Genomic DNA, 18,992 nt, shown 5'->3' on the forward strand with positions numbered 1-18,992 from the left:
CGAACAGGCCGCCAGCGTGCTCGCCACCGTCAAGCGCGACGGCATTGAGCGCAAGGGCGGGGAATGGTCTGCCGAGGACGAGGACAGCTTCAAGCAGCCGATCCGCGATCTCTACGAAGCTGAAGGTTCGCCCTATTTCTCCACAGCGCGCCTATGGGATGACGGCATCATCGACCCGGCCGATACGCGCCGCGTTCTGGGCCTTGCCCTTTCCGCCAGCCTGAATGCTCCGTTCCCGGATAGAGGGTTCGGCGTCTTTCGGATGTAGGGGTTCTACGTATAAAATCTGTTGCCGGCCAATGGTAGAAACTCCCTGTCACATGGCAGGAGGCTGACCCCCATGACCCGCTCTATCTGTATCATCGATGGCCACCCCGATCCTGATCCGGACCATCTGGTCCACGCGCTCTGCGATGCTTATGCCGAGGGCGCCGAGGCGACCGATCACACAGTGTCTCGCATCCGCGTGGCAGATTTCGACATGCCATTCCTCAACTCTGAGAAAGAGTTCGCAATGCCCCCGTCAGAGCCGGTGCTGAGTGAACGCCAGAAGATCGCCAACGCAGACCACCTCGTCATCGCTTTCCCGCTCTGGATGGGCGGTATGCCAGCCAAACTCAAGGCCTTCTTCGAACAGGCGGCCCGGGCAGAATTCTTCCTGAAAACAGGCGAGTCCGATCATGAATGGCCTGAGCGCATGATGAAGGGAAAGTCGGCCCGCATTGTCGTGACGATGGGTATGCCCGACCTGGTCTATAGATTCGGCATGGATGCGGGCGCATTGAAAGCGTTGGAGCGCGGCGTGCTTGGCCTGTCCGGTTTCAAACCGATGCACCACACGATCATCGGCGGCGTTGGCGCTCTGACGCCATCAAAAGTCGAATCCTGGTTCGAGTTCATGAAGGAGATCGGCGGGCAGGCCGTCTGATCTGGGTTCATTACATCTTCGTCGTGAACGTCTTTTCACGCATCATTACCAGTTGTTTCGAGTATGTTCAGTCCTGTCGCGGTCTCCTGCGACGTATAGAGTAAGAAGGAGTTCGAACATGGTCAGACGTAGCAGCTTTCTGGTAACGGCGGCGATGATGACGGCCCTGATGGGCCATGCGGGCGAGATGCCCGACTTCTCGTTGCTGGATCTGGATGATGATGGCCTGATCAGCGAGGACGAATATGTGAGCTACTCCGACAGCGCGGGCACAGCCAGCGAGTCGGAGGCGAAAGCGAAGTTCACGAAATTCGACCTCAATTCGAATGGAACCGTCTCCGAGGAAGAACTGGCAGATGCCCTTGCTGCCTGGCGGGGACGGTCCGATCAAGGCGCCGTGACGGCGGCTGGCCTGCCGGTTCGGTAGGCTGCCCACCCAGTCGGTGCTGAAGGGGTCCGCCGGTCCAGCGGGCCCCTTTCCATTTGGAACGAATACGATAAACAGCGCCGATGGCGACAGCGCACCGACTGGCAGCAAACAGGTTTGATCTCATCCGGCTGGCGCTCGCTTCGGCCGTGTTTGCCTATCATGCAATCGTTCTGTCCGCGCTCGCGCCGATGAGCGGGTTGGAGCGCGTCTGGGGCCAAATTGCCGAGATCGCCATTCAAGGCTTCTTCATTGTATCCGGCGCACTGGTGGCCGGCTCGCTCATGCGGTCGCAAAACCTTGCTGACTATGCTGGCAAGCGGGTCCGTCGACTTTACCCGGCTTATGCTGTCGTCATTCTGATCCCGGCGCTCATCAGCCTGCTGATGGGCGGCAGTATTGGTGGAGTCGCAGAATATGTGGGTGCCAATCTCGTCTTCCTGAACTTCCTGTCGCCGGATTTGCCGGGACTGTTCGAAGGCAACCGCTTCACAGAGGTCAATGGCGCGTTGTGGACGTTGAAGATCGAGGTTCTGTTCTATCTCGTCCTGCCGATCATCGGCGGATTGCTGCGGACGATGCGCCGCGCGCAGTGGAGCGTCCTGGTGGGCCTGTATGTGTTGGGGGAGGGGTGGCGTGATCTGGTGTCTGTTTTTCTGGAGGGGGAATCCGCGCTTATCGCGGCGCGCCAGCTGCCGGGTCAGTTGGCCTTTTTCGCCAGTGGCATTGCCTTGTGGCAGGTATGGGATCGGGCCCAGGCAAAGCCGCTCTGGTTCGGCGTGGTGGGGCTCGCATTGACCTTGCTTTCCTTCGTCCATTCCTGGCTGGAGCCGCTCCGCGCGGCCGGACTGACGGGCCTGATTGCCTGCCTGGCTTTCCTGCCAGGCCCTGCGCTGAACGCGGCGCGCTTCGGAGATATCAGCTACGGCGTCTACATCACTCATTTTCCGATCCTGCAGGGCCTTGTCATGGTCGGCGCTTTTGCAGCATTCGGCCATGCGGTCGGCTTTACCCTGTCGGCGCTTCTCGTCATCGTGGCCAGCTATGCGCTGTGGCATCTTGTCGAGCGGCGCGCCTTGCGCCCATCCAGCCACTACCGCAAAGTGGCCTCCAACCCTGAACAGGACTGATCCCCATGCGCGATTCCGACTATGATCTCATCACGCTCGAAGCGACGCAGGAAGGCTTGGCGGTTGTCACGCTGAACCGGCCGGATGTGCACAATGCGTTCAATGCCGAGCTGATCGCCGAACTGACCGATGCGTTCCACACCATTGCCGACCAGCGCACCATTCGCATGATGATCCTGCGCGGCGCGGGCAAGAGTTTTTCGGCGGGCGCAGACCTCAACTGGATGAAGCTCGCGGCGATGCATACGCGCGAAGACAATGAGCGCGACGCGATGAACCTCGCCGAAATGCTGCGCACGCTCTACGACATGCCCCAGATGACGCTTGCCTTGGTGCAGGGCGCCGCCATGGGTGGCGGGGCCGGCCTCGTGGCCGCCTGTGACGTCGCTGTGGCGATGAAGGGCACGAAGTTCCGCTTCTCTGAAGTGCGCCTCGGCCTGACCCCGGCGACGATCAGCCCCTATGTGATCGAAGCCATCGGCGCGCGCTGGGCGAAGGCCTTGTTCACCACTGCCGAAACGTTTGATGCCGAATATGCTGAGAAGCTGGGCCTCGTTCAGTATGTCGTGGAAAACCAGGCCGAGATGACGGCAATGGAAGAACACCTTGCCGATCTTGTCTTTGCCGCTGCGCCCGGCGCTGTGGCCGAGAGCAAGGCACTGGTTCGCGATGTCTCCGGTGTATTCATCGACAAGGATCTCAGCCAAGAGACATCAAAGCGCATCGCAGCGCGTCGGGTCTCCGATGAGGGCAAGGAAGGCATTGAAGCCTTCCTCGACAAGCGCCCGCCTAGTTGGGGTCGGTAACCAGTACGCTGTCTTTGGAGTCCACCGGCAGGCCGAAGTCGGCCAGCAGATTAAGTGTCGCGCTGATCGGGTTTATCCCCGTGAGCGCTTCGATCTGATGCTGGAAGAAATATGCCACGATGCCAAACAGGATGATGTAGATCACGAACTGCATCAGCGACTTCAGCAGGAAGGCACCCGCGCTGCCCGCGACGAAGCCGATGGCGCCGAGGATCAGCGCGCCGGCCACGGGGCTGAGATTGCTGACGTCTGCCGCCTGCGTGTAACCAATATAGCCGCCAACGCCGGCGCCGATGACTCCCGCGACACTGCTGATCCGGATTCCTGAAGCATAGGCCATAAGACACTCCCGTGGTTTCTTGGCATTAACCCTTACGACAGCTGGCAGGGGTGTCAAAGGCGGAATTTGGACTGGCAAAGGCCCTTGCCTCGCCCGGTGCGTGCCCCGATTGCGCCGTGTTTCCTGCAGATAGAGGAGGGCATGGAGATACCGGTCCCCGCCCAGACCCGCGCGCAACAACGCCTGCATGCCGCGCGCGCCGCGCTGCATGCGCGCTGCGTGAACGGCCCGGTCAGCCAGACCGTGTTCGAATTTGTGGCCTTCGGCATCAAGCAGGGCTGGGCGTGCCTGTTTGGCGGCCTGATGCTGGGGCTCTTGCTGCTGACCTTTGTCTGGTATCCGGAAGGCGCGCCGCTCTCGCGCTATGATTTCCTCGTGCTTGGCGCAGTCACCATTCAGGTCATGATGCTCTGGACGGGCCTGGAAACATGGGAAGAGGCGAAAATCATCCTCGTCTTCCACATTGTCGGCACGGTCATGGAACTGTTCAAGACCTATCATGGCAGCTGGATCTATCCCGAGGAGAGCTTCCTGCGCATTGGCGGTGTGCCGTTGTTTACGGGCTTCATGTACGCGGCGGTGGGCTCCTATCTGGCGCGGGTCTGGCGCATCTTCGATTTCCGGTTTGACCGCTTTCCGCCACTCTGGGTTCAAGCCATTCTGGCAACCGCGATTTACGTGAATTTCTTCGCGCATCACTGGTTGCCGGATGTCCGGATCGCCCTGTTCGTGGGCACGGCGATGGTTTATGGGCCATGTCTGGTCTGGTTCCGCGCTGATGAAGCCCACAGGCCGATGCCGCTCGTCATCGGGTTCCTGCTCGTGGCAGTTTTCATCTGGTTTGCTGAGAATCTTGGAACATTCGCCCGCGCCTGGGCCTATCCCGGGCAAGAGCATGGCTGGCAGATGGTCTCTTTATCGAAACTCGGTTCGTGGTATCTGCTGATGATAATCAGTTTTGTTCTGGTGGCTTTGGTCCACCGGGCGCCGGGAGGGCCACGCATTGAAGATCCAGAAGCTGCTCGTCGCAAACAGGGGCGAGATCGCCTGTCGCATCTTTGAGACCTGCCATGGGCTCGGCATTGCGACAGTCGCCGTCTATTCCGATGCCGATGCGCGCGCGAAACATGTCCGCGAGGCCGATGAAGCGATCCATATCGGCCCGTCGCCTGCGCCCGAAAGCTATCTCAAGGTCGAAGCCATCTTGGCCGCTGCCAAGGCGACCGGCGCCGATGCCATCCATCCGGGCTATGGTTTCCTGTCCGAGAATGCCGATTTCGCCGAAGCCGTCGAGAAAGCGGGCCTCATCTGGGTTGGCCCTTCGGCCAAGGCGATCCGGTCCATGGGCCCGAAGGACGAAGCCAAGCGCATTGCCGAAGAGGCCGGCGTGCCTGTGCTGCCCGGCTATCGCGGCGAAGGGCAGGAGCTGGAAACGCTTGCCAGGGCGGCGAAAGATGTTGGCTTTCCGCTGCTGATCAAGGCGGTTGCCGGGGGCGGCGGGCGCGGCATTCGCCTCGTCTCCAAGGCGGGCGAGCTGAAGGCCGAGCTGGAAAGCGCGGTGCGTGAGGCCGAGAGTTCCTTTGGCGATGGCCGGGTCATGCTGGAAAAACTGGTCGAGCAGCCACGCCATATTGAAGTGCAGGTCTTTGGCGATGCGCATGGCAATGTCGTCCATCTCTATGAACGCGATTGTTCGCTTCAGCGTCGCCGCCAGAAAGTCATAGAGGAAGCGCCCGCGCCCGGCATGCCGGATGATGTGCGAGCGGCCATGACGGACGCAGCGGTGAAGCTGGCGCAGGCTGTTGGGTATCAGGGCGCGGGCACGGTGGAATTCATCGTGGACGGGTCAAAGCCGCTGGGCGTCGACACGTTTTGGTTCCTCGAAATGAATACCCGTCTCCAGGTCGAGCATCCGGTGACCGAGATGATCACAGGGCAGGACCTTGTCGCCTGGCAATTGCTGGTCGCTTCCGGCGAGGAAATCCCGCTGGCGCAGGACGAGATCCCGCTGATGGGCCATGCCATCGAGGCGCGCATCTGCGCCGAAGACCCGGCCGATGGCTTCCGCCCCGGCGCGGGGCTGATCCTGGAATTCGGCCTGTTGCAGCCCATTGATGGGGAAACGATCCGCTGGGATGCCGGTTTCGAGACGGGTGATCGCGTACCATCCAACTATGATTCCATGATCGCGAAACTGATCGTGCACGGAGAAGACCGCGACGCGGCGGTTGACCTGCTGACCGAGACGCTGTCGCACACCCAACTCTCGGGCGTGCCGGCCAATACCGGCTTCCTGCGTCGCTGCGCCCAGTCGGACGCGTTCCGCGATGGCACGCATCATGTGAACTGGATTGCGGAGCAGGGGGATGCGCTGACCCAGCCTCCCGCCGCGCATCAGCATGCATCCGTTCTCGCCGTCAGCGACATCGAGCTGGATGACAGCGCTGCCGTCACGCCATGGGGAATCCGGGATGGGTTCCGGGCGAATGCGGCGCCTGTGCGCAAAGCGGCCGTGGCGGTGGGCGCGGATGCAGACTGGTTTGACCCGTCCGAGCATGACGTCGATCCGGACGCGCCGCTGCCCTTCGTGACAGATATCTCTCCGCGCCGTTATGCGGTGACGACCGGCGGCGACACTGTTCTTGTGGAAGTGCCGGACTATGACGCCGATGTCGAAGCAGTGCTGGGCGGCGACTCAGTCAGCGCGCCGATGCCGGGCAAACTGCTCGCCGTGCATGTAAAGCCGGGCGATACAGTCACCAAGGGTGATCCGGTTGCGGTGATGGAAGCCATGAAGATGGAGCACACCCTGCCAGCGCCGCGCGATGGCGTGGTGGAGTCCGTGGAGGCTGCCGCCGGGGACCAGGTCGCCGAGGGCGATGTGCTGGTTCATCTGGAGGCGGAGTAACCCCCACCCTTCACTTGCAGGTGTGGCCCTTCAGCTCCGGACAGGTGAGGTCGGAGCAATCTCGCGCGCCGAGAGTGGGTGTGGAGACGCGCGAAAACAAGGAAACATGTAAAGGGTAGGGGCCGCTGCGTGACTAGGCCGCGACAGCGTAACCGGAGTGGACCCGTGCAGGTATCTGCGCTTCGGGGCGATAGCGGCGGTGCACGATCGGCGGCGCGCTGATCTCGCCAAGCGGGTTGGCCGCGTAGGCCGTCGGCTCGGTTCTCAGGATCAGTTCGCCATATTCATTCTTGGCGACAGAGACGGGCGCGGCAGAGCCGTCGCGCTCTGCGGCCCAGAATTCAACGCCTGTCGAGGCCAGCGCAATCGCCTGTTCCAGCTCCATGCGGAAGCCGTCGCCATAGACGACATCCTTGGACTCAATTGGATCGTACTCACATCCCTTGATCACCAAACCCGACATGCTGAAACCCCTCGTGAAACTGTGTGCTGAACCTGTTCTTCGCTTGATCTGCGATAAGAGAACATAACCAGAATATTCACCTTTTGGAAAGGAAAAAGTTCTGACTTTGTTCCAAAAAGTTTGAAATCCGAAAAGATTCAGGAGTCTACGAGGAGGGTGCTAGCCCTGCAGCCGCCTGAGCGCTCGGTCCCGCCCGATCAGGGGCAGCAGTGCGCCCATGTCGGGGCCGTGTTCTTGTCCGGTCAGCGCCTTGCGGAGCGTCATGAACAGGCCGCGGCCTTTGCGGCCGGTTTCGGCCTTCACGGCATTCGCCCACTGACTCCAGCTCTCGCCCGTCAGGTCGCCCTCGGGCAGCAGGGTTGCGGCGGTCGCCACGAAGTCCTTGTCTTCAGCATCCACCAGAGGCGTGATCTCGCCAAACACGGTCTCGACCCATGCGGCCACGTCCGGCAACAGCGAGCAATTCTCGCGCACAACAGTCCAGAACGCCTCGTCGGCGGCGCGGGGGTCCACATCGGCGAGCCGGTCCTTCACCGCCTCAAAGGGCAGGCCGTGCAGGATGGCCGCGTTCAGCGACAAGAGTTCGGCCTCGTCGAAGCGCGCCGGGGCGCGGCCGATCTTGCCGAAATCGAATTCCGCGACCAGCTGGTCCAGCGTCTCGCGCGCCTCGACATTATCCGACGTACCGATCTTGGCGAGCAGGCTGGAGACGGCCATCGGCTCATAGCCCTGCGCGCGCAATTCGCCCATCGACAGCGAGCCGAGGCGTTTCGACAGGCCCTGACCGTCCGCGCCGATCAGCAGCGGCGTGTGCGCCATGTCCGGCGCCGTGCCGCCCAGCGCCTTGAAGATCTCGATCTGCGCGCCGGAATTGGTGACATGGTCTTCCCCGCGCACGACATGGGTGATCTTCGCCTCGATATCATCGACGACCGAGGGGAGGGTGTAGAGATAGGAGCCGTCCTCGCGGATCAGGATCGGGTCGGACAGGCTGGACGTGTCGATGCTCTGGTCTCCGCGCACAAGGTCGGTCCACTCGACGCGCCCGCCGGAGAGTTTGAAGCGCCAGTGCGGCGTGCGGCCTTCGGCTTCGAGTTTCGCCTTGTCTTCATCGCTCAGCTCCAGCGCTGCGCGGTCATAGACGGGCGGGCGGCCGCGCGACAGCGCGATCTTGCGCTTGCGGTCCAGCTCGTCAGCTGTCTCGTAGCAGGGATAGAGCAGGCCCATTTCGCGCAGCTTGTCGGCCGCCGCGTCATATTCGGCAAAGCGTTTGGACTGGCTGAAACTGTCGTCCCAGACGAGGCCGAGCCAAGTCAGGTCGGTGCGGATTCCGTCTTCATATTCCTGTGTCGAGCGCTCGGTATCGGTGTCATCGATGCGCAGGATGAACTTGCCCTGCTGGCCCTTGGCGAACAGCCAGTTGATCAGCGCCGTGCGCACGTTACCTACGTGCAGGCGGCCGGTGGGCGAAGGAGCGAAGCGAACAATCGGTGCAGTCATGGAAAAAACCTGTTTTGAAGCGTGCTTTCGACATCAAATCTCGCAAAAAGCCAAGGGCCGATGCCATATTCTTGCTATTGTTCGTGCTAATGTGCGACGGGCATGTGAGTCGCCGTCGAGGAGAGGTAGATGAGACTGGGCTGTATTCTGATCGCCGCGGGCCTGTTGGCGGCCTGCGGGCAGGAGCGTGCGGAGGCTCCGGCAGAGACGCCGGCGCCCGCAACGACCGAGGTGACCTCAGACCTCGACAGCGCGCTGGAGGCAGAGCCTGCCGCGCCGCCCGTCGATGATATCAATTATCAGGCCCTGTCGGGATATGATGAGAGCTGGTATGTCAGCGCGGGCTGGCCCGGCGAATATCCGGCCGGTTTTGCGGTGCTGGATGCTGGCACGACCGTCCCTGCCTGGACGGTGCCGAATGGCGCCAATGAAGCCGACACAAGCTGCGCCCTGCCGCAATACGCCAATTACCAGCTCTGGAATTATGACCGCGCCGACGCCGATGACCTGCGCTTCTTCGTGGCGACCAAGACGTTCCCGGTCACGCTCAACCAGGATGCCAGCATCGAATACATTTCCGATGGCGGCATCCACACGCTCGACCTGAAGGCTGGCGACCAGCTGACATACCTGCGCTATCTGGGGGAGGGGTTCACCGTCGTGTCTTATGACGGCGCCGAATATGACATCAACGAGGCCGAGCTGCGCGATATCAGCGATATCGGCTCCATGCCGACGGTTGAGGACCAGTGGGTGCGCGTCACCTGCGCGGACGGCACGCAGCCCTGGCTGCTCTATGCATCCGTTATCGACCATCCCGGCATCGTGCCATCGCCCATGCTGGCCTATGGCGAAGCGAGCGATATTGCCCCGGAAGATGCCGAGCAGATCCGCATGGATGCCGAGGCCAACCGCCTCGCCTATGAAGGGGTTGAGCCCGGCTCGCTCGAATAGGCGCCAAACGGCCGATCAATCGTCCCGGAAGCGGTTGGTGATCGGATAGCGCCGGTCGCGGCCGAAATTCTTGCCGCCGACCTTCACGCCCGGCGGGGCCTGACGGCGCTTGTATTCGGCGATGTAGAGCAGATGCTCGATCCGCTTCACCACGGCCCGGTCATGCCCGCGCGCCAGGATTGCCTCGATCGGTTCTTCCTCGTCCACCAGTCCGCGCAATATATCGTCCAGCACATCATAAGGCGGCAGCGAGTCATCATCGCGCTGGTCCTCGCGCAGCTCCGCAGAGGGCGGCTTGGTGATGATCCGCTCCGGGATCACTTCGCCCGCCGGGCCCAGCGCGCCGCGTGGCACCATCGTGTTGCGCCATTTGGCCAATTCGAACACTTCGGTCTTGTAGAAATCCTTCAGCGCATTGTAGCCGCCGCACATGTCGCCATAGAGCGTCGCATAGCCCACCGCCATTTCGGATTTGTTGCCCGTCGTCACCACCATATGGCCGAACTTGTTCGACAGCGCCATCAGCGTCACCGCCCTCAGGCGCGACTGGATGTTCTCTTCGGTCGTGTCCGGCTGGGTGCCGGCAAACTGGTCGGCCAGCATCTCGCCCATCGCGCCCACGCCGGGGGCAATATTGATGCTGTCATACTTTACGCCCAGCGCCTCGGCGCAGGCCTTGGCGTCTTCCAGACTGTCCGAGGACGTATATTTCGATGGCATCATCACACACCAGACCCGGTCCGGCCCCAGCGCGTCCACCGCCATCGCCGCCGTCAGCGCCGAATCGATCCCGCCCGACATGCCCAGCACGACGCCGGGAAACTTGTTCTTGTTGACATAATCGCCCAGCGCCAGCACCGCCGCGCGGTATTCGGCATGCCAACCTTCGGTCAGCTCGGCCTGCGCGTCGCTCTCGAAACAATGCGTGGCCGGATCATAGGCCACCATCGCCGTGCCGGTCACGAAATCACCGAGCAGCTGGTGCTCGGCCCCGTCATGATCGACTGCGTAGGAGCTGCCGTCAAACACCAGTTCGTCCTGCCCGCCCACCTGGTTCACGAACAGGTACGGCACGCCCGTCTTGCGCCAGGCGGAAAACGTGGTGTGCCGCTCCACCTGAACCGTCCGCCGCCAGGGCGAGCCATTCGGCACGATCAGCATGTCGGCGCCCGCATCATGCAGCTCGCTCGGCACGCGCGGATACCAGATGTCCTCACAGATCGCGACGCCCACCTTCACGCCATGAAACTCGAACACCGGGGGAGGGCCTTCGCCGGCATCGAAGATGCGCTTTTCGTCGAACACGCCATAATTGGGCAGTTCGCGCTTGTCATAGCGGCCCTTGATGGCCCCGCCCGACAGCCAGACCGCCGAATTGTGGCGCTTGCCATCCTCCATCCACGGCGCGCCGATGATCATGTCCGGCGCACCGGCGGTCTCGGCGGCCAGCGCGTTTACCGCCTTCATGGAATCTTCCACCGCGGCGGGCTTCAGCACCAAATCTTCGGCCGGATAACCCAGGATGAAGAGTTCCGACAGGACAACAAGGTCAGCGCCCTTGGCCTTGCCCTCGGCCAGCGCGCCCCGCGCCAGCTCCAGATTCCCCCGAATATCCCCCACCACCGGGTTCAACTGCGCGACCAAGATTCTCAGCTTTTTGCTCATAAGGAGCATTTAGGTGATGGGGAGGGGGATGGCAATTGGGGAAGCACGGCGATTGCCCCAAAGTGAGTAAACCGCCGAGTGAAGGAACTGCGTTATAGCAAGAAGGAGGCCGGCCTGTGCGTACGAAAGTCGGCTATGACTCTCGACTCAATTGAATAACGACACAATGTTGTTGGGACTTTTCAGTATAGGTTCCACGCGTTTGTCGGGTTTTCCACCAAGCGTTCCGGGCTCCAAGTCTGCAAGCTCCTCGAGATCACCAACGGGAAACGGTAGCGCTTTAAGAATTTGTGAGACTGACACAATGTTGTTGTCCAAAAGCATTTCTATGCTCCGACGGATTAGGTGGGGTTCTTCTTTCGGGATCTTTCCGTCAAACGGTTCATTTTTCCTCCAGCCACGGCGCGTGTAGTTCATCCACATTCTTCTGGCTGATTCGTCATCAAACAGATCCATACTGCGGCAGCGCATGATCATAGTCGCTACCGAAGCGCCCCAGCGCTCCTTCATGCTGAGCATTCCATCCAATGTCGGCGCGTAGAGCTCCTCTATAAAGTCGCGTTCCGGCAACAACATGAACGACGCAAATTTGTTCGCTTGCTGCTCTAACAGTTTATAAGTCTGACGATTATTCAAACGGTTTGGCGTAACGTTACGGTGAGCAAGGATATGGTAAAGTTCGTGTAGCGTATCAAACCTTTGTCGAACCGCGCTCGCCTTATCGCGCGACAAAACAATAAACGGCACTCCGAACGAGTCAGACCACTGGGAAAATGCATCAACCTTTTCAATACCGACATGGATGCGAGAGACTAAGATTCCCGAAGCTTCTACTTTCTCCAAGACGTCAGATATTGGCCCGCTGGAAATCCCCCAATAGTTTCGAACCTCCATCGCGAGAGCTTCGATCATGTCGTCGGTTACGGCATTGGGATCTTCCGGAATATCCGTATCAAGAATATCTAGTTCGGGATACTCAAAATACTCGCCGAGAAATGTTACTAGCTCTTTGAACCAGTCTAGACGGACTGAAGCTCGATCCAGCGCAGTTGCGGGAGCGGAGAGTTGAGAGCGCCAAAACACCGGTTTCTGGTCTTGATGACCGAGGGGGCGGAAAAAGTACTCACGAGGGAAGCCGAGTACTTGCGCGATACGCGAGACTACACTTTGCCTTGGCGATTGGTGGCCGTTCTCGTACTTCGAAATGGAAGTTGGACTCACATCGACCATACCGCCAAGGTCGACAGCCGATAGACCTCGAGCTTTCCTTGCTTCGAACAGTCTTTCTCCCAAAAAGCCAACTGCCACTGTCATGAGTTACTTCTTCCGCTGTTGTTGAGCTCCCTTCTTCAGTGTGGGGTCGCGACTTGCAATCTGCCGTTTTGCCACAGTGGGATAGAGCCCGATGATCTCTGTTAGACTTTTCTGAAACACCCACCTTTTCATGGCCGAATCAGGGACGCACAGTTCAATTGAACCGAGCATTTGTTTATTATCCGTAAACTGATGTCCGATGGGGTTGTGCGCAATCAATGCGTAGAACTCACATGGCTCATACAGGCTAGGGCTTTCTCCCGCTAGCGGGAGCTGGGGGAACTGGGAAGCGGCAGCGAGGCGTTCTCTGAACTTAGCCTCTTTTGGCAAGTCTCCACGAAACTGAACGTAAGACTGGGTAAGGCCAATTGAACTCGACTTTGCATACACATAACTCCAATCGTTCTCGACGACCGGCGTCGCTGTTACATGCACACCAGCCGCAATTGCAGCTTGATGGAGTTCCCATTCCATCCTGCTTTGACGGTCCGCCTTAAGTTTCGCCAAGCGCTGCTCCGGTAACACCGTGGGGCAGTTCTTAACAGAGTGAAACTCATCTCGATACGCCGCTTGAGCCCTTCTTTGGAGTTCAACGAAGAACTCCTTTGGGACTGCCTCTAGGACGGTTCTAGTGACATGCGTCTCGAACGCCTTGCGATTTCCAAGCACTTCACGGGCCTCATCGAATTTCGTTTAACGTCGAAAACTGTATAAAACATGAAGTTTGTGGTGTCAATACGAAGAACGGGTTGAGGCTAGGGAAGCTCCCCAATCCGTCTGATACCCGTCACCCCCATACTCCTCCGCATGGACGCGCAAACGGACATTCTGAAACGGGGGCTGGAACATGCCGGGCTTGCTGTGCTGGATGCTTCCGCGCTGGCGAACCTCCATCTCGGGCCGAAAGTGATCGGGCGGGGGATGGCGCAGCGGATTTCCGGGCGGCTCAAAATGCTGGAAACCATCGTCCGCCGCCTGATCCTGGTCCTCGCGCTCAATCTGACGCTCGCCCCGGCGGCCCCGCGCGCCGCGCCCGCTGAGCCGAAGCCGGAACCAGACCTGCCCGACGGCGTCGAACTCGCAATCTTTCCGCGCCTTTATCCAAGACGGTTGAAACTGCTGCCCGCACGCCAGACGATTGAGGGCGATTTTCCGGACATTCTCCGAACCCTTTCCGGACCCGTATCCCCGCACAGGCTGATGGCCCGGATCGCGGCGCTCCGGCGCGTCATCGCAGACCCGGACGGCCACGCCATCCGCCTCGCGCGCAGTCTCAAACGCTTGCAGAAGCAGGGCGAGCCCCGCCCTATGGTCGGCGCGGCGACCAGCGCCTTCCGCCTCTCGCCAGAGCTTGGCGCGATTGCGACGCTGCTGCCTGCGCAGATCCGCGCCGGGCTGGACTCCTGGGAAAGCTCTGGCTGACGCCTGCCTCACAACACAAAAAAATGCCGGAGCGCGTGGGGCGCGTCTCCGGCCAGAGGTTCTGGAGGAAATGGAGAGAAGGGGCCCTAGGCCATGGCCTGTTCGTCGACCACGAAAGGCCCGAGATCTTCATAGAAGCGGAACTGGTTGCGGCCACAGCGCTTGGCTTCGTACAGCGCCATATCTGCGGCGTGCAGCAGCGGGCCTTCGCCCATACAGTCATAAGGCGCAGCGGCAATGCCGATGGACGTGCTGATGCGGACGCGGTGGCCGGTCGACAGGCCATAAGGCTCGCTCAGCTTGCGCTTGAGCCGCAGGGCCAGGCCCTCAACGGCAAGACGCGATGGTGATGTGCTGCAGACGATGAAGAACTCGTCCCCGCCTGTGCGCACAGTCAGGTCGCTGTCGCGAACAATGGCTTTCATCCGGGCCGCCACGACTTTGAGCACTTCGTCGCCCGCGCCATGACCATATGTGTCGTTGACCGCCTTGAAGCCATCCAGGTCCAGCGCCAGGATAAAGAGCGGCGCGGTGTTTGAGGCTTCTGCGAGCATGGTCGGCAGCCGCTCTTCGAGGGCGCGCTTGTTCGCGAGATGAGTCAGGGGGTCCGAATAGGCCAATTTACGGACCTCCTCTTGTTTCTCGACCTGTGCGGTAATGTCGTTGGAGGTGCCGATATAGCCGGTGATCCGTCCCTTGTCGTCAAAGCACGGCGCGCCGGCCATATCCATGTGATAGGTCTGGCCATCAACGTCCGTGAAAATTCCGCGCACACGGGCGTAACTCGCGGCCGACTGGACCGCATTGGTCATGATCTCGGAGTTTTCTTCGTCGAACTGGATAATGTCGAGATAGTTGCACCCGACCAGGGAATTGCGGCCGCCCTGAAGTTTCTGGAGGAAGGTGCCCTCGGCATAGATCAGCTTGCCCTGGAGATCGGTTTCCCAGAACAGGTCTGAGGCCACGGCGGAGAAATTGGACAGGCGCTTCAGTGTTGCCTGGGCTTCGCTATGTTGCTGGTCCAGCTTCTTGAAGGCCCGGATCATGATCTTGTGGGCCGGCCAGAAGACCAGGAACACTTCCGCAACAATCGTCAGGACAAGTGCCAGGACCGTATAGGTCTGGATCGTACCCAGCCATTCGGCGCGCTTGTTGGCCTGCGCTTCGAAAGCGTCCGCCGCCTCTCCGAGCCGATTGGCGAGGGGGCCGGAAGCCTCATATTCAATTGCCTCAAGCGCCGCGGACGTATTCCGGCGGTCGACCAGAACCCAGTTCACATTGTTGATGAGTTCAAGAACCTTGGCATGAATGGAGTTTTCGCCTTCGGAATAGATCGCCTGAAGTGCGGCATCATCTTCGCCAAAGCGGATAAGTTCATAGTGAGACGTCTCGAACAATTTGATGCTGGCGCGCAAATTCTCCCTCAGCTCCGGCGATCCGTCTTCGGCGTAATCATGGGCCGCATGAGACATTTGCTGCAGCAACATGCGCTGGCTGCCGCTCATATTGATCGCGGTCGCATCATGCGCACCTTGGCGGAGGGCAGTCAGGGAAACGATGTGGCTGGCAAGGATCAGCGCCAGAACAATGCTCAGCGCGAGGATGTACCGATTCAGGTGCGACTCAAGAATTTCGCGCCCGGAATGGCGCTTCTTGTCGTGTTTGAATAGGGTGCGTCCGAATAACATGATGGGCGAACCATACCCAAACAGGGTTAGAATCGTCTTTCCGAATAAAGGAAATTTCTTACCGGCGTTTCAAATCTTGTTTACCTAGATATCAAGCTCTTCAACGAAAGCAGCGTTTTCCTGAATGAACCGGAAACGCAATTCGGCTTTCTTGCCCATCAACGTGTTTATCAGCTCCTCGGCTGGAACCTCGACATCGTCAATCGCCTCCAGAGTGACCCGCGCAAGCGTCCGCGTCGCCGGGTTCATTGTGGTTTCCTTCAGCTGAGACGGGTTCATCTCGCCGAGACCCTTGAAGCGGGTCATGTCGACTTTCTGGTTCGGTTTGAAGTGCTCTTTCATTTTCTCGGCCCGGTCGGCATCGTCCATCGCGTAGACGATCGTGCCCTTGTTGGAGAGCTTGTAGAGCGGGGGCAGGGCCAGGAACAGGCGTCCGCTTTCGATCAGGCCCGGTGTCATCCGATAGAAGAAAGTGATCAGCAAGCTGGCAATGTGGGCGCCATCTACATCGGCATCCGTCATGATGATGATGCGGTCATACCGCAGATCGTCCATGTCGAACTTCTTGCCCAGCGCCGTGCCGAGCGCCAGTGAAAGATCATTGATCTCCTGATTGTTCATCATCTTGTCGAGCGAGGCGCTTTCGACATTCAGGATCTTGCCGCGCAGGGGCAGGATGGCCTGGGTCTTGCGGTCGCGGGCCTGCTTGGCGGAGCCGCCAGCCGAATCCCCCTCGACGAGGAACAGTTCCGTGCCGTCCGGCCCCTTGTTGGAGCAATCCGCCAGCTTGCCCGGCAGGCGAAGCTTCTTGGTGGCCGATTTGCGGCTGATATCCTTGGCCTTGCGGCGGCGCTGGCGTTCTTCCGCGCGCTCAACCGCCCAGCCGAGCAGTTTGTCGGCTTCTTTCGGGCTACCGGCCAGCCAATGATCGAACCGGTCGCGCACGGAGTTTTCCACCAGACGGAACGCGGCCGTCGTCGACAGCTTGTCCTTGGTCTGACCGACAAATTCCGGACCCTTGATGAAAACAGACAAGAGCAAGCCGGAATGGCCCATGATATCTTCGGCGGTGATTTCGGAGGCTTTCTTGTTTCCGGTCAGTTCCCCGAAATTGCGTAGCCCTTTTGTGATGGCTGAGCGGAAGCCCGCTTCGTGCGTACCACCATCCGGGGTCGGAATAGTGTTACAATAGGAGCGTGAAAATCCATCCGCCTCGCCAAAGCCGGCACGCGTCCAGGCAATGGCCCACTCGACCTTGCCTTCGCCGCCTTGATCAACGAGACCGGTAAAGGCTGCATCGGTGATGGTCGCCTTGTCCTTGAAGACTTCATCCAGCTGGTCTGCCAATCCGTTCGGATAGGAGAGCGTGGCTTCGGCAGGAACCTTGGAATCTTCTGGCAGCAGGGAAGGATCACAGCTCCAGCGTACTTCAACGCCTCGATAGAGATAGGCTTTTGATCGCGCCATCTGAAACAGGCGGGCCGGGCGAAAACGCATCTTTTCGCCGAAGATCTGGAAGTCCGGCTTGAACTTCACCACGGTGCCCCGGCGATTTGGCGCCGTGCCGACTTTTTTTAACTTGTCCTGCGGAATGCCGCGCGAGAAGGTCTGCCGGTACAGGATCTTGTCGCGTGCCACTTCAACTTCGACCAGTTCCGACAGCGCATTGACGACCGAAATGCCGACGCCGTGCAGGCCGCNNGGAGAACTTGCCGCCCGCATGCAGTGTGGTCATGATGACTTCCAGCGCGGACTTTTTCGGGAATTTCGGGTGTGGATCAACCGGAATGCCGCGGCCATTGTCGCTCACCGCCAGGAAGCCATCGGCGTCGAGCTTGATCTCGATCCGGCTGGCATGCCCGGCCACCGCTTCATCCATGGAGTTGTCCAGCACCTCGGCAAAGAGGTGATGATAGGCGCGCTCATCCGTGCCGCCAATATACATGCCGGGGCGTTTGCGGACAGGTTCAAGGCCTTCGAGGACCTCGATATCCTTGGCGGAATAGCCGGTACTTTCTGTACTCATTTGGTCAAACAGCTTTGCTTGCTTGGCGGCTGCCATATGATGTCTCCGATAAGGGCGGGCGACTCAGTGTCGATATGGGAGAACATAAGATGACAGCCTCGATTAATACGGCGTTAACCCTGGAGAGCGGGCTTACATTCCCCAATCGGCTTGTGAAGGCGGCAATGACAGAGGGACTCGCTGATCCTCGCAACCGGGTAACTGAAAGCCATCTGACATTGTATCGCCGCTGGGCGGAAGGCGGCATAGGCGGGATGATCACAGGAAATGTCCAGATTGACCGCAATCATCTCGAGCGTGCGGGAAATGTGGTCATAGACGGCAAGCCGTCAAATGAAGAGATGGATATGTTCTCGCGCTGGGCCGAGGTTGGCAAATCTCATGGTGCCGCAATGATCATGCAGGTCAGCCATGCCGGACGCCAAACGCCAAAACTGATCAATCCGAGCCCCGCTGCGCCAAGTCCGGTCGCGCTGGGCTTGCCGGGCGGCCAGTTCGGTCAGCCCCGCGCGATGACTTTGGACGAGATCAAAGCCGTGATCGAAGGCTTCGGCCGGGCCGCCAGCGTTGCAAGGCAGGCGGGCTTTGACGGTGTTCAGGTTCATGGCGCGCATGGCTATTTACTTTCTTCGTTCCTGTCGCCGCTGGCGAACCAGCGCCAGGATAACTATGGCGGGCCGCTGGAAAACCGCGCGCGCCTCCTCGCCGAATGCGTCAGGGAATCGCGCGTTGCGGCAGGGCCGGGGTTTTCGGTTTCGGTAAAGCTCAATTCCGCAGACTTTCAGAAAGGCGGGTTCAGTTTTGAAGATTGTCTCGGCGTGATCGACATTCTGAACGAGCTTGGCGTCGACTTTGTCGAGATATCCGGGGGCAATTATGAACAGCCCCGCATGATGGACAGCGAAGGCCTGGAGCCGGTTTTTGAGCAGAATGTCCGTGAATCCACGCGCGAACGGGAGGCCTACTTCCTGAAATATGCCAAAGCAGTGCAGGCGCGCAGCCAGTTGCCACTCATGGTGACGGGCGGATTTCGCACGACCGAGGCCATGAATTCGGCGCTTGCGGAAGGGGAGGCCGACCTGATCGGTCTTGGCCGGCCGCTCTGTGTCGAGCCGGACACGCCGAAACAGCTCTTGTCCGGAGAGGTCGCTGCCGCCGCGCAATGGGAGAAAACATTGCGCCTCGGGCCGGGATGGCTGGGGCCGAATTCTCCCATCAAACTGGTGAAGGCGCTGAACGGTTTTGGCGTTATCGGCTGGTATTATGAACAGTTGCGCAGGCTTGGCGCCGGCGAGACCCCGGATACGGGATTGGGCGTGCTTTCTGCCTTCCTGGCCAATCAGAAAAATGAAAGCCGCACTGAGAAGGCCAGAAAAGCCGCAATGCCCTGATAGGAGACGGTTTCCACAGAAGAGGGAATT

The 18,992-nt window shown here is 60.0% G+C and carries 17 protein-coding genes and 1 pseudogene; 10 read left to right on the forward strand and 8 right to left on the reverse strand.

Features of this window, described 5'->3' with window-relative positions; translation table 11 throughout:
- From B2P82_RS16510 to B2P82_RS16530, 5 genes are all read left to right on the forward strand, one after another.
- Positions 1-268: carboxyl transferase domain-containing protein (locus tag B2P82_RS16510; protein WP_290498130.1), on the forward strand; the 268-nt coding region annotated here is incomplete at its 5' end.
- 72 nt (positions 269-340) lie between these two features.
- Positions 341-928, forward strand: a complete 588-nt coding sequence (locus B2P82_RS16515; RefSeq protein ID WP_290498133.1) for an NAD(P)H-dependent oxidoreductase — start codon at positions 341-343, stop codon at positions 926-928.
- A gap of 118 nt (positions 929-1,046) precedes the next feature.
- The gene (locus tag B2P82_RS16520) at positions 1,047-1,355 is read left to right on the forward strand and encodes an EF-hand domain-containing protein (RefSeq protein WP_206992274.1); all 309 of its coding nucleotides are present in this window, start codon (positions 1,047-1,049) and stop codon (positions 1,353-1,355) included.
- Positions 1,356-1,438: 83 nt separating this feature from the next.
- Positions 1,439-2,485 carry an acyltransferase family protein gene (locus tag B2P82_RS16525; protein WP_290498134.1) on the forward strand — a complete coding sequence of 349 codons (1,047 nt, stop codon included), beginning with the start codon at positions 1,439-1,441 and terminating at the stop codon, positions 2,483-2,485.
- A 5-nt stretch (positions 2,486-2,490) separates the two neighbouring features.
- Positions 2,491-3,291, forward strand: coding sequence for an enoyl-CoA hydratase-related protein (locus B2P82_RS16530; protein ID WP_034816662.1), 801 nt, complete (start codon positions 2,491-2,493; stop codon positions 3,289-3,291).
- Here B2P82_RS16530 and B2P82_RS16535 read toward each other — a convergent pair.
- On the reverse strand, positions 3,275-3,631 hold the full coding sequence (locus tag B2P82_RS16535) for a hypothetical protein (protein ID WP_034816664.1): 357 nt from the start codon (positions 3,629-3,631) through the stop codon (positions 3,275-3,277). The two genes, B2P82_RS16530 and B2P82_RS16535, sit on opposite strands and share 17 nt — an antisense overlap.
- 141 nt (positions 3,632-3,772) lie before the next feature.
- Here B2P82_RS16535 and B2P82_RS16540 point away from each other — a divergent pair, with 141 nt between their 5' ends.
- Both B2P82_RS16540 and B2P82_RS16545 read left to right on the forward strand, forming a co-directional pair.
- Positions 3,773-4,693, forward strand: coding sequence for a DUF817 domain-containing protein (locus tag B2P82_RS16540; RefSeq protein ID WP_290498136.1), 921 nt, complete (start codon positions 3,773-3,775; stop codon positions 4,691-4,693).
- Positions 4,635-6,539, forward strand: a complete 1,905-nt coding sequence (locus B2P82_RS16545; RefSeq protein WP_290498137.1) for an acetyl/propionyl/methylcrotonyl-CoA carboxylase subunit alpha — start codon at positions 4,635-4,637, stop codon at positions 6,537-6,539. The genes B2P82_RS16540 and B2P82_RS16545 overlap by 59 nt, the downstream gene beginning before the upstream one ends.
- A 133-nt stretch (positions 6,540-6,672) precedes the next feature.
- Here the strand turns inward: B2P82_RS16545 and B2P82_RS16550 are convergent, their stop codons facing one another.
- Both B2P82_RS16550 and gltX read right to left on the reverse strand, forming a co-directional pair.
- On the reverse strand, positions 6,673-7,002 hold the full coding sequence (locus tag B2P82_RS16550; protein WP_290478635.1) for a hypothetical protein: 330 nt from the start codon (positions 7,000-7,002) through the stop codon (positions 6,673-6,675).
- A gap of 159 nt (positions 7,003-7,161) precedes the next feature.
- Positions 7,162-8,502 carry a glutamate--tRNA ligase gene (gltX, locus tag B2P82_RS16555; RefSeq protein ID WP_290498139.1) on the reverse strand — a complete coding sequence of 447 codons (1,341 nt, stop codon included), beginning with the start codon at positions 8,500-8,502 and terminating at the stop codon, positions 7,162-7,164.
- Positions 8,503-8,631: 129 nt separating this feature from the next.
- Here gltX and B2P82_RS16560 point away from each other — a divergent pair, with 129 nt between their 5' ends.
- A complete protein-coding gene (locus tag B2P82_RS16560; RefSeq protein ID WP_206992279.1) occupies positions 8,632-9,456 on the forward strand; it encodes a hypothetical protein in 825 nt (274 codons plus the stop codon).
- A gap of 15 nt (positions 9,457-9,471) precedes the next feature.
- Here B2P82_RS16560 and B2P82_RS16565 read toward each other — a convergent pair whose 3' ends face one another.
- The 3 genes from B2P82_RS16565 to B2P82_RS16575 all read right to left on the reverse strand — a co-directional run bounded on the left by B2P82_RS16565 (position 9,472) and on the right by B2P82_RS16575 (position 12,942).
- Positions 9,472-11,121, reverse strand: a complete 1,650-nt coding sequence (locus B2P82_RS16565) for an NAD+ synthase (RefSeq protein ID WP_290498141.1) — start codon at positions 11,119-11,121, stop codon at positions 9,472-9,474.
- 147 nt (positions 11,122-11,268) lie between these two features.
- Entirely contained in the window at positions 11,269-12,435 is a 1,167-nt protein-coding gene (locus B2P82_RS16570) for a helix-turn-helix domain-containing protein (RefSeq protein ID WP_290498143.1), read from the reverse strand.
- Positions 12,436-12,438: 3 nt separating this feature from the next.
- The gene (locus B2P82_RS16575; RefSeq protein WP_290498145.1) at positions 12,439-12,942 is read right to left on the reverse strand and encodes a hypothetical protein; all 504 of its coding nucleotides are present in this window, start codon (positions 12,940-12,942) and stop codon (positions 12,439-12,441) included.
- A 300-nt stretch (positions 12,943-13,242) separates the two neighbouring features.
- Here B2P82_RS16575 and B2P82_RS16580 point away from each other — a divergent pair, with 300 nt between their 5' ends.
- Entirely contained in the window at positions 13,243-13,857 is a 615-nt protein-coding gene (locus tag B2P82_RS16580; protein WP_290498147.1) for a hypothetical protein, read from the forward strand.
- An 86-nt stretch (positions 13,858-13,943) separates the two neighbouring features.
- Here B2P82_RS16580 and B2P82_RS16585 read toward each other — a convergent pair whose 3' ends face one another.
- Both B2P82_RS16585 and parE read right to left on the reverse strand, forming a co-directional pair.
- Positions 13,944-15,545, reverse strand: coding sequence for a diguanylate cyclase domain-containing protein (locus B2P82_RS16585; protein ID WP_290498148.1), 1,602 nt, complete (start codon positions 15,543-15,545; stop codon positions 13,944-13,946).
- A gap of 84 nt (positions 15,546-15,629) precedes the next feature.
- A pseudogene (gene parE, locus B2P82_RS16590) lies at positions 15,630-17,607 on the reverse strand (DNA topoisomerase IV subunit B).
- Positions 17,608-17,660: 53 nt separating this feature from the next.
- Between parE and B2P82_RS16600 the strand changes: the two are divergent.
- Positions 17,661-18,962, forward strand: a complete 1,302-nt coding sequence (locus B2P82_RS16600) for an NADH:flavin oxidoreductase/NADH oxidase family protein (protein WP_290498152.1) — start codon at positions 17,661-17,663, stop codon at positions 18,960-18,962.
- The last annotated feature ends 30 nt before the right edge of the window (positions 18,963-18,992 follow it).

Source organism: Hyphomonas sp. UBA4494 (assembly GCF_002388935.1).
GTDB lineage: Bacteria > Pseudomonadota > Alphaproteobacteria > Caulobacterales > Hyphomonadaceae > Hyphomonas.